Origin of the sequence: Salipiger sp. (assembly GCF_048261495.1) — a bacterium.
In the GTDB taxonomy this organism is placed as follows: Bacteria; Pseudomonadota; Alphaproteobacteria; order Rhodobacterales; family Rhodobacteraceae; genus Salipiger.
The window spans coordinates 58165-72093 of the sequence record NZ_JBLXFX010000005.1 but is presented as its reverse complement, the minus strand read 5'-3'; the positions used below and the strand labels follow the sequence as shown (position 1 = coordinate 72093).

At 58.6% G+C, this 13929-nt stretch carries 9 protein-coding genes and 1 tRNA gene; 6 read left to right on the top strand and 4 right to left on the bottom strand.

The window, feature by feature from the left end; all coding sequences use genetic code 11:
* Positions 1-150 precede the first annotated feature (150 nt).
* The 4 genes from ACN0RJ_RS11705 (at position 151) to ACN0RJ_RS11690 (ending at position 3978) form a co-directional block, all read left to right on the top strand.
* Positions 151-226, top strand: a tRNA-Lys gene (locus ACN0RJ_RS11705).
* A gap of 300 nt (positions 227-526) precedes the next feature.
* Positions 527-1450 carry a hypothetical protein gene (locus tag ACN0RJ_RS11700; RefSeq protein WP_417724371.1) on the top strand — a complete coding sequence of 308 codons (924 nt, stop codon included), beginning with the start codon at positions 527-529 and terminating at the stop codon, positions 1448-1450.
* Positions 1451-1546: 96 nt separating this feature from the next.
* Complete coding sequence (locus ACN0RJ_RS11695; protein WP_417724370.1) at positions 1547-1927, top strand: hypothetical protein; 381 nt, start codon at positions 1547-1549, stop codon at positions 1925-1927.
* Positions 1928-1980: 53 nt separating this feature from the next.
* Positions 1981-3978, top strand: a complete 1998-nt coding sequence (locus ACN0RJ_RS11690; RefSeq protein ID WP_417724369.1) for a hypothetical protein — start codon at positions 1981-1983, stop codon at positions 3976-3978.
* Here ACN0RJ_RS11690 and ACN0RJ_RS11685 read toward each other — a convergent pair.
* The 4 genes from ACN0RJ_RS11685 to ACN0RJ_RS11670 all read right to left on the bottom strand — a co-directional run bounded on the left by ACN0RJ_RS11685 (position 3975) and on the right by ACN0RJ_RS11670 (position 9563).
* The gene (locus ACN0RJ_RS11685) at positions 3975-5285 is read right to left on the bottom strand and encodes a hypothetical protein (RefSeq protein ID WP_417724368.1); all 1311 of its coding nucleotides are present in this window, start codon (positions 5283-5285) and stop codon (positions 3975-3977) included. The two genes, ACN0RJ_RS11690 and ACN0RJ_RS11685, sit on opposite strands and share 4 nt — an antisense overlap.
* 47 nt (positions 5286-5332) lie before the next feature.
* Complete coding sequence (locus tag ACN0RJ_RS11680) at positions 5333-6058, bottom strand: recombinase family protein (RefSeq protein WP_417724367.1); 726 nt, start codon at positions 6056-6058, stop codon at positions 5333-5335.
* A gap of 704 nt (positions 6059-6762) precedes the next feature.
* Complete coding sequence (locus ACN0RJ_RS11675) at positions 6763-7980, bottom strand: tyrosine-type recombinase/integrase (protein WP_417724366.1); 1218 nt, start codon at positions 7978-7980, stop codon at positions 6763-6765.
* Positions 7981-8327: 347 nt separating this feature from the next.
* Positions 8328-9563, bottom strand: a complete 1236-nt coding sequence (locus ACN0RJ_RS11670) for a diaminopropionate ammonia-lyase (RefSeq protein WP_417724365.1) — start codon at positions 9561-9563, stop codon at positions 8328-8330.
* A 439-nt stretch (positions 9564-10002) separates the two neighbouring features.
* Here ACN0RJ_RS11670 and ACN0RJ_RS11665 point away from each other — a divergent pair, with 439 nt between their 5' ends.
* Both ACN0RJ_RS11665 and ACN0RJ_RS11660 read left to right on the top strand, forming a co-directional pair.
* Positions 10003-11547, top strand: coding sequence for a calcium-binding protein (locus ACN0RJ_RS11665; protein WP_417724364.1), 1545 nt, complete (start codon positions 10003-10005; stop codon positions 11545-11547).
* A 163-nt stretch (positions 11548-11710) separates the two neighbouring features.
* Positions 11711-13894, top strand: a complete 2184-nt coding sequence (locus tag ACN0RJ_RS11660; protein ID WP_417724363.1) for a calcium-binding protein — start codon at positions 11711-11713, stop codon at positions 13892-13894.
* Positions 13895-13929 lie beyond the last annotated feature (35 nt).

Here is a 13929-nt window from a genome sequence, read left to right as displayed (position 1 = left end):
GGGTGCGGGGCGCTGCGTTCATGCGGCGGCATATACGCCTGTTGCGGGGGGCTTTCCAGTGCCGCGCGGGCTTTGCCCGAAGGTCATTCATCAAAAGCGGTTTTTTGGGGTTGACCCTGATGGCCGCTCTTTCTAGATAGCCCGCCTAGTGGGCCGTTAGCTCAGTTGGTAGAGCAACTGACTTTTAATCAGTGGGTCGCAGGTTCGAATCCTGCACGGCTCACCACTGTTTTCAAGGGCTTAGCCGGAAACGGCTGAGCCCTTTGTAATTCCAGGACGTGTATAGGACGTAGTTGGAGCGCACGTGGTTTGTGTTGCGCCGTTCATTCAGGTTTACGTCCGTACCCGAGGCGACCTACCCTGTGGCGAAGATCGCGCGACGTCCTAACGCAACCGTTGTGACTTCAAGTGATTTCATGCAGCGGCATACAACCTATGCATTGTGCGCAACGAAAGCTTCTGTAAGACTGAAGTCATTCGACATTTTCTTGTCGGTCGAGCGTAGTTGCAACCCAATAGGTCAATATTGTCCAACCAAACCTACCCTAGAGCTTGGGACGGCACTGAGTGGCAGAGATTTGCTCTGCGTCTGGTCTCGCTCAAGCATGGTTTTGCAAATGTCCAGACCGTCCCGGATACGGTGGATGGAGATGCTGGCCTAGAGTTCTTCACAACTGATGGCTGCCTCTATCAATGCTACGCACCCAAAGAAGTAGTAGATGTCGGCAAAGCCGCAAGCGGAATGAAACAGAAAGTCACCTCTGACATTCAAAAACTCCGCAAATATGAGCCGAAGATTCTTGGCATAGTTGGCCCACTTAAGTTTGATAGATGGATATTGCTATGCCCCTTTTTCGAAGATAAGGACGTTTTGCGCCACATTCAAAAGAAAATATCAGGCGAAAATATCGAAAAGCTAGGTTATTGCAATTCCCCATTTATCGGACTCGGCAAGTCAATTGAAGACTTCTCAGACGAGTACGATCTTCTGAGGGCTAAAGGGAAGGGCTTGCCGTTAAAGCTAAAAGTTGCCTCCGAAGGGGATATTGGCGGATTACCCCAAGGGAGCGATCTATTTGAACGTGTAATGGAAAAGCTTAAGAGGGGGTATCCCGGGGTCGCGGACGCCGCTCTGGAAGCGAAGGCAAAGGCTTGGATACTGTCGAGTATCACAAAGCAAAATGTGACGGAGGACCTGCAAAGGGATTATCCAGACCAATGGGAGACTTGGTTCACCACTATTTCAATGGAAGAGCAACGACTGTCTTTGATCGGTGATCAAAATGGAACGGCAAATGAGTTTTTGAATAGTGAATTGAAGGGTTTGCAGGAGAAGCTAAAAGAAGCGCTTCCGGATTTGTCCCCTGCGTTTCGAAGTGCTCTCGCCCAAGGGCAATTGGGCACTTGGTTGCTTGATTGCCCGTTGGACTTTTTGGAACATCAGCCCTAAATGGTAGATGAAGCTGCAACGCTGAGGTTCCAAAGACGCCCGAAGGCAGTGTCAGGTGATATGAGAATTGCTTGGCGCCTATCAGTAACACTTCTGATGTTGTACTATTCGCGGGGGAAGAAGGCATCGCTGGCGAAGCTTCATATGCTGAATGATGCAATGCGGGTAAGCAGTTCAAAGGAACACTTGGCAAGGCTTCTCGCCTCCGATCAAGGGTTTTACTCGTGGTCGATAAGGGTTGAGCCAGCTTTTGCCCGTACTTTGGACTTTTTAGTTTCTGAAGGGTTTGCCCAGTGGGGAGTTGCGAACGACCGTACCACGGCCAAGTTGACCGAGGCGGGTATTTTGGCCGCAAAGACGCTTTCAGAAAGTCAGGAGGTATTACAAGAGGAAAAGAACTACTTGAAAGTGGCCGCTAAAGGATTGTCGGAACAACTCGTGATTAGCGTTTTGTCAGCATCTAAGGTGCGTGTATGATACAAGTAAGAACTATTCGGCTACGCTCCTACACGAAGGAAAAAACATTCGGTGTGGATGCGGACTTCCGCGGTGGCCTAAATGTGGTCTGGGCCGATAATTCCTCGGGAAAATCAACGCTTATGCAGTCGTTGTTGTACGCGTTGGGATTTGAGCGGTCGCTTGGCGCTTCCTTGGATGTGCCGCTTCCTTTCGCGATGCGGGAAGAAATTCGTGAGAAAGTTCACGATGAACTGCTTCCGGTTCTTCAGTCTTTCGTTGCAGTAACGTTTGATGATGATCGAGGTGGGCTATTCTCCATCAAACGGGAGGTGGTCGGCGATACAGACCGCAGACTGGTTCAAACGTGGAGCGGTAACCTTGATGCTGAATACGAAGGCAAAGACCGACAAGATTTTTTTCTGCACGATCCGGGGGCGGCACAAAATGCGTCAGGTTTCCACGTATTTCTTGCCAAGAAGTTAGGATGGAGCATCCCGCAGGTCTCTAGGTTTGATGGATCAGAGGCTCCACTCTACATGGAGGCAATGTTCCCATTGTTCTTTGTCGAACAGAAACGTGGATGGTCGATTACGCAAGGCCCGTTTCCAACGCTGTTCAGAATTCAAGACCTAAACAGGCGGGTAATGGAATTTGTTCTTGATCTAGACGTAGGTAAGACGCGCCGCCAACTCGCCGAGTTGCGTAGAACAAGGAGCAAAATTGAAAATGATTGGAAAGAACTCCGTAGAGAACTCCTTCGGGACGGACCTTCTACGATCAAAGTAGAAGGTGTTCCATTATTGCCTACTCCTGAGTTCGCAGAAGATGGCATCTTGGGCGTGCGGGTGTTCCATAATGGTGAGTGGCAATCTATCGAGAACGCTGAGAAGTTGATTGAGGCCGAAATTCAAGAAATTGAAACGAAGGAACTTGCTCCGGTATCGGAGGCCTCCGAGGCATTGCAGGTTCAACTCGAGGAGTTAGAGGTTGCGCTGGGCGATAAGCTGGCTGAGCTATCTATTGCTAACAACGACTATAAGATTGCCATATCTGAACGAAATGCATTGAGCGAAAGAATTTTTGCCCTGAGGGAAGATTTGGTTCAAAATCAAGACTCTCTTAAGTTGAAGAAATTTGGATCGGTTCTTGGAGAGAGTGTTGCATTCGAGACCTGCCCAACGTGCCATCAAGGTCTGGAACACGAACTCCTCCCGGACGCAAGTACGAGCGCTATGGGTCTTGAAGAGAATATTGTCTTCATAAAATCTCAGATGAAGCTTTATGAAGCTTTGCTAGCCAATGCCGAGTTGGATTTAAGAGGTGCGGTCACTCTTATGAAATCATTGCGCGAAGAGATTGAAAATATTCGCGCCAGCATCCGCGCTGTTAAGTCAGATTTGGTCCGGCCCGGTGCCACCCTGTCACGAGCTGACCTAGAACGCGCGGTTCAACTTGGTGGAAAACTTGCATCGTGGAAACAGCAACAGGAGAGCATTTCTGAAGACTTAGACCAATTCAAAGAACTCGCGTCGCTTTGGGTTGAGGTTAGAGGGCAATTGGCTGAGTTGGGAGCTGCGGAGCTTTCGGGTCGAGACAGGAGGAAGCACTTGGCTCTTCAGAGCACTACGCAATCTCTACTCAAAGAGTTCAATTTCACAACATTCGAACCTCAGGAGATAACGATTTCGGACACTGATTTTCGTCCTCAGGTGCTGCGCCGCGCCGAAGACGGTGAACTGGTGGAGCGCGAAATTGGCTTTGAAGTTTCAGCTAGTGACGGTATCCGTTTGAAGTGGGCCTATTACTTATCGATACTCATCGTATGTCGCGACTTTGGGGGTAATCATATAGGTTTTCTTGTTTTCGATGAGCCGGGCCAGCAGCAAATGAAGGAAGTCGATTTGTCTTCAATGCTCCAATGGGTGGCTAAGAACATTTTCAACAAGATGCAGGTCAATATTTCCACGTCTGAGAACCGCGACCGGGTGCGTTCTGCTTTGATCGGCACCCCCTCGACATTGCGAGAATTTGAAGGATACGTCTTAAGACCTGTCGCTGCTGGTGATTAGTTTTGTTCGCCGGAGGCAACTGAGGAGTGATGCCTAAGAAGCTGGCGAAGCTGGTCCAATGGAGCGCGATATTCGGCTGTTACGACACAAATTCGGCTGCGGCGCCTCACAGGTTCCAAGACTCCCGCATCCTTCAGTCTGTCAACTGTGTCGCGCACCGGATCGTTGTTCAAAGGGGCAATCCGACCGAAGGCGACCAATGCCGATAAGATAATTTCCGCAAGGTGATGATCTGGGCTTGCCCGCTGTATCTCCGACATCAGAAGCAAGGCTGTTGCAGTAGTTGGGGCAGGCGGCCCTTGATTTAGCGTCGGCAGAACTTCGTTTAATTTCAGCGTGGCGTATGCACGAAGGTCGCCAAGCTTCCGTGCAATCGATTGAAAGCTATTGCCGCCGCGGGGGCCAGAGACCTTTTCAATGGCAGAGCTTTCCAAAAGTATTTCGAAGCGCACTCGTCTGTCTGTCTTGGCGTAAACTCTTAGCCACGCCCCTTTGGCGAGCATAACTTTTACGTTTGGGCTTTGCCCGTAGATTTCAGCAGAGCCCTCGGATGTGTCCCGACTACCGACATAGCACCGCTCCGATAGGCCGAGCGCAGGGCGAATGACGTTCCAGACGTATGAAATAGGGCTGGTGTGATCGAACTCCCAGTAAAATTCGATTTCTCTAATGGCGTAGTAGCGCTCCCGAAGAGGCTGACGCTGACCATCCAACGGAAGTTGAGTGATAGCGCGATGCAGCGTTCGTGACGTGGCGCGAAGATAATTTGCGAAATGGTACTCAAGGGGGTAACCCTTGGCATATCCGTATCGCTTTAGGCCTCCTATAACGATATTGGTTGACGGAACCAAAGGCCGCTCGTCCGCATACCATGCTGGGTCCGGATCGATTGCCATCACATATTCACTTGCGATCTTCGGTCGGTTCAGGCGCGTAACCCTTTTCAGACCTTGCGCCTGAACCCATCTGGTCAAGTTTAGGGTGCAGGCGAAGCAGAACTGTAGCTCTGCGCCTTGCAGCGTTTCATATCGGCGAAAACGCCCCGATTTTTCGAGGTGCCCAGAAATCAAAGGAGTTCGACCAGAAATCTTGTCGTCGTCTCTGGACGTAGCAAAGCTCGCATCGATCTTGCCGCGTGAACTTTGAGCCTGTATCGAACGAAACAGCGGTAGTGTTTCTCCGTTGACATCGAATACTTCGGCGTCTCGAAGCCGATGAACCTGGTTGGTCACCTCCCTGTCGGAGCCGAACAAGCCCCAGTCTCCGATAGTTATTTCAATGCGATCAACGAAGCAGTCTTCCGCCATGACCTGAAAGGGTTCTTGTAGCGTACGTACGAAATCTGATCGTTCTGTTATGTGCTCTGACATGGGGGGGTGTTGGGGTTCCCCTTGGAAAGGGACTCGATGCGTTTGATGAGACGTTGAACGGTTGTGGCGTGCCACCTTGCACCAGAATAGGCTGGAACCTTGTCCAAATTGAGCCGTTCGGCGACTTTTCTCACAGAAAGCCCCATTCGCCTCAGTTCATCGATATTGGGAGCCATAGCTATCGCGAAGGCGTCGGCGTGCGCTTTGTGCCTTCCGGCAAGTGCTTGCCCCGTTGCTCCCAATTTGACGCCGCGGGCGCGAGCGGCAGCAAGTGCGCTCTTCGTTCGCTCACTGATACGCCGCCCTTCTTCCTCGGCCATCGCAGCGTACACGTGCAGCATGAATCGATCTGCGTTCGGCATGTCGGCGGCATGGAACTTCACTCCGCTTTCGAGAAGGCCCGAGACGAAGTGTACGTTTCTGGCAAGTCTATCGAGCTTGGCGATGACGAGGACTGCATCATTCTTCCGGCAAAATTGGATAGCCGCGGCAAGCTCGGCACGATTTGTCCGTTTGCCGCTTTCGACCTCGACAAACTCGGCAAGGATTTTGGAGTTATTGCTTTCAGCGTATCTTTGCACGAATTTTCGCTGGGCTTCTAAGCCTAACCCGCTTTGACCTTGGCGTTGGGTGGATACCCGGATGTAGGAAACGAGGTTTGCAGATTTATGCATTTGTGCACCTGTGAACGTTGGTTCGCTTGTGTACATCTGGTCACCTCGCAGGTAGGATTTTAGGTTGTCAATCAAATAAATCGGGTGTTCGCAGCTATCTGTCCAAATAGCCGCGGTTTCCGCCGACCGCGCCAGTAGACAGATTCTCTTTTTGCAATCGATTGCAACATTTAGTGGTCACTTCCGGAGTGTAGAGATGATTTTTTTTGATTTACTATTATTTTCAGTGATTTATGCGCAATCTGTTATACGATCCGTTATACTTGTGGTGTCTATATACAGTACATGACTGTGGCGGGGGACCTGCTGGTTTGGAAGCCTGTAAATGTGTTATGTCGTTCCCCTTGCCTTTCCACAAATTTTTCCAGAATTGGTGGTGAGGGGGGGCGCCCTTCTAGTCCTTTCGAAAGAATGGTTCCGGTCACCACTCCCTGTGGGGTAAGTTCTGCAGCACTTCCAGAAGGGATTTTTTGTAAAAGACGCGCCTCCCTCGTTTTATGTACTCCGGGGGCTTTCTCAGGCTCCGACGGTTCTGAAGGGTACTTATGGATACGTTTAACATTTGCGCGGCGATTACTTCGTCGACAAATCCGTCAGGTGTCTCGATCCCTTGTCGAGCGCCGCGCTTGATCGGCGGGGGCGAAATATCCTCCTCGTGCTGGGCATAGATGTTTATCTTTCTGATGCGTCGTTTTCGGAGGGCGTCGCTGATCTTTCTTCGTCCCGTGTCGGCTTGATGTTTAATTTTCATCCGTGATGCCCTCTCCTCGGCCTCTGGACAGAAGACCCGAACGATTAGCTCCGACGTCTTGAAGTGCCTTGGTGGCAACAGCGGACCGCCCGTGCACGTACCGCATGGTGGATTGCAGGGATTTGTGACCGGCTACCAGCGCTGCGCTCTGTAGGTCCGCTGACGACGTTACCTCCGAAACAACTGTATGGCGAATGTCGTGCAGCCGAACGCCCTCAAGTCCTGCTAACTTCTGGATAGCTGCCCAGCTTCGTTTGGGGTCCTTCAGCGGTTGATCGATGGTTCTGCCGGGGAACACGTACTCTGAGCTTGATAAAGCTTTGATGTCTAACAGGAATCGCCGCATGTCATCAGTCAGGTCGCCTTTCTGTGGATCGGTCTTGGTCTTACGATAGTAGATTATTCCTCGCTCAAAATCGATGTCTGTCCATTTGAGTTGAAGGACCTCCGACCGCCTACGACCGGTCAGAAACAGAAAGGAAATCGCGTCGTACGACGGGGTATTCTCCGGGTGAGCCTTACGAAGTTCGCGAATAGCTTGGATGACACGACCCTGTTCCGAAGGATTCAGGATTCGCTCGCGCGGAAGCTCCTTGAAGCTTTTGACGTGCTGAGCGGGGTTCAGCTGAACCTGCGCGTGGTTGTTTTCGATGGCATGGTTAAAGATTTTGCGGGCCAATGCGAGAACGCGGTTCGCTTGGTGATGCGTACCGCTCATCTTTCGCTTGATAGCCTCCATGTCCTCCCGAGTGATATTGGCCATGGGGAAGCCACCAATGTCCGGGTAGAGGTAGCGCCGAAGCAGTCGGCGATATTCTTGTTGAGTGCTGTCCGCCAAATGCAGATCGACGTGCTCGACGAGAAACTGCTCAGAGTACTCGGCGAACGTCATCCCACGCCTTCGCGCGGTTCTTGTATCGGCGGGGTCCTCTCCGAGCGCCACCTTCGCAAGATGTTCCTTGCCCTTCAGTCGAGCGCCAGAGGCTGTCAGTGCAGGGTAGTTCCCTAGTTTGATCTTCTTCTCTCTGCCGTCTTCGTTCCGATAGCGAAGTACAAAGCTTTTGTTGCCCGCCGGAGTGACCTTTAGTTGCAGGCCGCGAACTTCGCTGTCGCGGATGTAATAGTCGCGCTCTTCAGGCTTAAGGCTGGAAATTAGCCCCTGAGAGAGCCGCTGCGGGCTCGTTGTGCGTGGCGTTGCGCTGGGCATGTTGTACCGTGCTAGGACGCGAATAGGACGCGCGTAGATGGGAAATGGCGGGGATTGAACGAAGTCTGTTCGGTAAGTTGATGTCGTAAACGGTAGTTGTGTCAATGATTTGTTGTGCGTCCGGGAACTGGCGGGATGTGAGGTGAATAAAACTTTTAATCAGTGGGTCGCAGGTTCGAATCCTGCACGGCTCACCACTGATCCGAGACAAGACAGCGGAATCGCTGAGTTTTCCGGATCGCACGACTTTTCCTTCTTCCGACGACCAGCCGCAGATGCCGCCCTGCGCCGGGCAGGGGCAGGAATGTTGCGCGCTTGGCGGCGGACCGCCCCGCGCGGGAGTGCGTTCAGCCGGTGGCGCGGCGCAGTTCCTCGCCGGCGAGGCCGGTCAGGGCGGCGTAGACCTCCGGGTCGGTGTCGCTCTCGGTGCCGAAGACCAGCACGCGCGACGAGTCGTCGAGCTTCAGAAGCTGCCGAGCCTCGCGATCCTCCGAAACGGCCATCAGCCCGGCCAGCCCCGCAACGGCGGATTCGCCGGCGACGAGGGGCGGGTCTCCGGCCTCGGGGCGGGCAAGGCGGATCATCTCGCGGACCGCCGCGGCATCGGTCAGGGCCATCGCGGCATCGGCATGATCGCGCAGGATCTCCCAGGCGAGGGCCGACACCTCACCGCAGGCGAGCCCGGCCATCAGCGTGTCGAGATCGCCCGTCACCGCAACCGGCGCATCGGCCCGGAACGAGTCGCGCCAGCAGGCGGCGCGGTCCGGATCGCAGAGCACGATGCGCGGGCGCCCGGCGCCCCAGCGGCGCTTGGCCCGTGCCGTCACCGCCGCCGCCATGCCGCCGACTCCGGTCTGCAGGAAGATGTGCGTGGGGGGCGCGGACATGGCGCCGAACGCCTCGTCCGCCATGACCTCGTAGCCCTGCATCACGTCGCGGGGGATGGCCATGTAGCCGGGATAGGAGGTGTCGGACACGACGAACCAGCCCTCCCGTTCGGCGGTCTGCCGGGCAACGCGCACGCTGTCGTCATAATTGCCCGGCGTGCGGCGAATCCGTGCGCCATAGGCGGCGATGGCCTCCTCGCGGCCCTTCGATACGGTGGCATGCAGGAAGATCACGCAGCGGGCGCCGAAGGACTGCGCGCCCCAGGCGACGGAGCGCCCGTGGTTGCCGTCCGTCGCGCAGCAGACCGTGATCTCGGCCGCCTGGCGCAGCGAACAGGAGGTGACCTCCGTCATCGAGACGGGCCGGCCGAGCCGCCGGGTCAGTTCGGTCCGCAGCAGCCGCGCCACCGCATAGGCCCCGCCGAGCGCCTTGAAGCTGCCGAGCCTAAAGCGGCTGCCTTCGTCCTTGTAGAGAACCTCGGCAACGCCGGCCTGCCGGGCGCGCGTGGGCAGGCTGTGCAACGGGGTCGGCTCGTACCCGGCCCAGCCGGAGATGGTCGCGCGGGCCTCGGCCAGCGCCGTGTCGTTCAGGATCGAATCCTGCTCCGGCGTCCAGGGCAGGGCCGGGTCCGCGTGACGGTTCGGGCAGAGCGTGAAGGCCGCGTCGGTGCCGGTGTTGCGGATCAGTTCGGACATGGGTCGCCTCGGCAATTTCTGGTTGTACCCGTCCTGCCAGCGCGGCTTCCGGGAAGGCAACCCCTCCGAGGCCGGAAAGTGCTTCGAACTTGCGGCGTCGGGCGACCCGGGCGCCGTCCGGGAGCGCGGTGCCGGACCGGGTCGGCCATGTTGACGTTTGGTCAATATGGGCGCAGACTCCGGTCCTCCGCGGCGCGCGACGGTGATGGCGCCCGCCGCACGGCCGTTCCCGGTCGACGGTCGGGGCGGGGGCCGCCGGGCGAACGGGGTTCCCCGGATGCACAAGTTGCGGCACTCTGCGCGCGGGCCGGGTGGCGAACGTTGCGGCAAGGGTCTGTTTTCAAGGGGCGGGGTTCCGTGCATCCGATGTCCGGAGGCCCGCATTTCAAGGCAATGCAACCCGCAGGGATCGGCGGGAAAAGTGATCAGGGGGAAGACCATGGCATTCGAATTCGGTGGTATCAGCGTCGGACTTTCGCTGGAGGGCATCTCGGTCGATGCCTTCGACGAACCCGACAACGTCACGGCGGCCGCGGACGGGATGTCGATCTCGTTCGAGACGACCCTGGACGGCATCGGCTACAGCCTCACCGCGCACGGCTCCGGCCTCGGCGCGACGCTCACGGCGGGGGTGGGCTACAGCTACACCGGCAGCGTCACGGACTGGAGCATCAGCTACACCGTCGGAGGCGCGTTCGCCGGCTCCCTGCAATTGCCCTACCTCACCAGTCTCCAGGACCTGTCCGACGCGGCGGGGCTGGGCACGCCGCTGACCGGAAACGAGCCGCCCGACAACCCGGGGTTCCGCATCGCGCCCTCCTTCGGGCTGCCCGGCGACGTCACGATCAACACCCACCCGGAGTTCTTTGCGCTGATCCTGCCCGACAACCTGTTCGGGCTGGTCTATACCGGCTCCTCCAGCGGCGAGACGATCAACACCTACACGACCGACGACAACGTCGCGGCCATGGGCGGCGACGACACCATCCGCCTGTCGCCGGGCACCGATCTGATCGACGGCGGCGAGGGCAGCGATACGGCGGACGGGCGGACGGCAACGGCCGCGCTGACCTTCGACGGCGGCACCGGGATGGGCAGCTACGGCGGCAACAGCTTCACGCTCTCGGCGGTCGAGGCGCTGATCGGCAGCACCCTCGCCGACACCCTGCGGGCGGGTGGCGACGTCACCATTCTGTTCGGGGCGGCGGGCAACGATTCCCTCACCGGATCGACCGGCAACGACCTGCTCAGCGGCGGCTCGGGCGATGACCAGATCAACGCCGCGGCGGGCAACGATACGCTTGCCGGGGACGGCGGGGCCAATGCGCTGAATGGCGGGCCGGGGCGCGACTGGGTGGATTATTCCGACACCACGGGGCGCGTGCTGCTCGACTTCGCGTCGGATGTGAGCGGTGCGGGATACGCGCGCTTCTACCAGACCGGGGCGTCGCAGGGCGACACCTACAACGGCCTCGAAAATGCCGTCGGCGGCGATTTCGCGGACAACCTGCGCGGGAACGATGCCGACAACCACTTCATGGGCGGCGGGGTCTCGGACCGGCTCTACGGCCGGCGCGGAAACGACACGCTCGACGGCGGGGCGGGGGCGGATGCGCTCTACGGCAACCTCGGCGCGGACGTGCTGACCGGGGGCTCCGATCTCGGGCGGCGGGACCGCTTCATCTACTTCCAGGCCGAGGAAAGCCGCGCCGGCGCGGGCAACCGCGACATCATCACCGATTTCCGCCCCGGCGAGGACAGGATCGAGATCGGCCGCATCGACGCCGACATCACGCAGGGCAACAAGCAGGAGTTCATCTTCATCGGCAGCGTCGACTTTTCCGGCACGGCGGGGGAGCTCGGCTATCGTCACGAAGGCGGCAATACCATCGTGCAGGCGGATCGCGACGGCGACGGGGTGGCCGACTTCGAAATCGAGCTCACCGGCATGATGGACGTGATCGCCGACGACTTCCTGCTCTGAGCGGCGGAGTCTCGCGGCTTTGCCCGGGCCGGTGGATGTGTTACCCTTTCCCTGGGGGAAGCATCCGCCGGGTGCTCCCCCCAGTCGGTCGGAATTGTCCCGGCCCTGCATGAAGAGACCCGGGATTTTCCGGGCTTCAATCCATTTTTGGTCGGAATTTGTGATGCCCAGCATAGACACCTACACCGCGAACGTGCGGCTTCTCGCCGGGGACGCGGACACGGCGATAGACGTGTACGAATACCTCGCCCTCGCGTCCGAAACCGCGGAGCGCACGCTCTCGGTCCCCGGGGAAATCGAAGACTACCTGCGCGGACGCGCCGATGCGGTGGACCTGCCCGATGCGCTCGTCCGGGTGCTGGGCGCGCTGCCCTACGGCATCGGTTTTGCCATCCAGCAGCTCAACCGCGTCTCCAACACGGTCGGCAATTCCATCGACCGGCAGGCCGACGTGTTCGAGGCCCTGGCCCTGACCTGGGACCCGGCCCATGACGCCGCGGATGCGCTCAACATCTTCCTCGAACAGCTCGCACCGGCGGCGATCCTCATCGAGACCGCCATCGACAACCGGATCGAGGAGGCCGAGCGTCTCGAAGCCTTCATGGCCGGGCAGTCCGTCCCGGCCGACACCGAACTCGGCCGCCGGATGGATGCCTATGCCGGCCCTGCCGGCGATTGGCAGGAAACCCGCGACGCGCTGCTGGCGCCGCTGCGCGCCATCGGCGATGCGATCAACGAGGCGATTTCCGCCATCGACGCGGTGCTGCCCGACCTGCCGTCGATCCGCGAGGTGATGAACCGTGCGCTGACGGTGTTCACCAGCGCCGCGAACATCGCGGACGACATCTACGATGCGCTCGACATCGACATCCACATCTGGCCCCTGCCGACCTGGAACCTGATCGACGCCATCGAGGCGATTTCCGATTTCGTCGGCGTGGTGCAGGACACGATCGAGGATATCGTCCTCGGGATCCTCTCCGGTCTCGGCTTCAACCTGAACATCTTCGGCGGAGTCGCCGATGCGATGATGGAGATACTCGACCCGCTGTTTTCCGTCTTCGCGACCATCGGCGACGCGGTGTCCTCGATGATCTCCGCCGTGGTCGACGCGGTGGTCGATGCCGCCGACTGGATGGAGCAGGTCCTGCTGGATCTCGGCGCGGCGGTCGGTCTCGAAACGCTCTTCGCCCATGACATCGCGATCGAGGATCTCGACGGCGCGCAGGCCATCGGCACCCCCGGCGAGGACGGCATCTTCGGCAATATCGGCAACGACAGCCTCTATGGCGCGGCGGGTGACGATTTCCTGTTCGGCGCCGCGGGCGACGACCGCCTCGTCGGGCAGACCGGCAGCGACGAGATGTTCGCGGGCGAGGGGCGCGACACCATCTTCGGCGGACCGGGGCACGATTTTGCCGACGGCGGACCGGGGATCGACACCGCGATCCTGCTCTCCTCCCGCGAGGAGATCCAGGTGACCGAGGACGGCAACTGGCTGCTGCTGTCCTCGCCCGAGGGGCAGGACCGCTACGGCCGGGTCGAGGTCTTCATCCTGGGAGGCGAAACCTACACCGCCGCCGAACTGCGCGCGACCGCCGATGCCCGCATCGTCCGCGGCGGCGACGGCAACGACAATCTCACCGGGACGCCGGGGGACGACGCCTTTTTCGGCGGTGCGGGCAACGATACCATGAACGGCGGCGCGGGCGGGGATGCCTATGACGGCGGACCGGGCCGCGACGTGGTGACCTTCGTCGATGCCGCGCGCTCGGTCCGCGTGGATCTGCAGAACGACCGGTTCCTCTACGGCGACGCGGTGGGCGACACCTACCGCAACATCGAGGTCTTCGTGACCGGCAACACCGTGGACCAGCTGCGCGGCGATGCGTCGGGCAACGTCTTCTACACCGGCGGCCTCAGCGATCGCCTCTACGGGCGCGCGGGCAATGACGTGATGTTCGGCCAGGACGGGGCGGATGCCTTCTTCGGCGGGCTCGGGGCCGATACGATGACCGGCGGCGGCGACGACCGGCGCGACCGCTTCATCTATTTCAACATGGTAGAAAGCGGGGTCGGCGCCGGGAATCGCGACGTCGTCACCGATTTCACCCCCGGCGAGGACCGGATCGAGATTTCCCGTTTCGATGCGGATCTGACGCGGGGCTTCCGGCAGGAATTCACCTTTGTCGGGGATGCACCGCTGACCGGGGCAGGGCAGCTCGGCTACCGTCACGAGGGCGGCAACACCATCGTGCAGGCCGACGTGACCGGTGACGCCGTGCCGGATTTCGAGATCCAGCTGACCGGTGTCATGGATCTCGAAGCGTCTGATTTCCTGCTGTGACACCCGGCAGGCGGGGCCCGGCCGGCGTCCGGCGG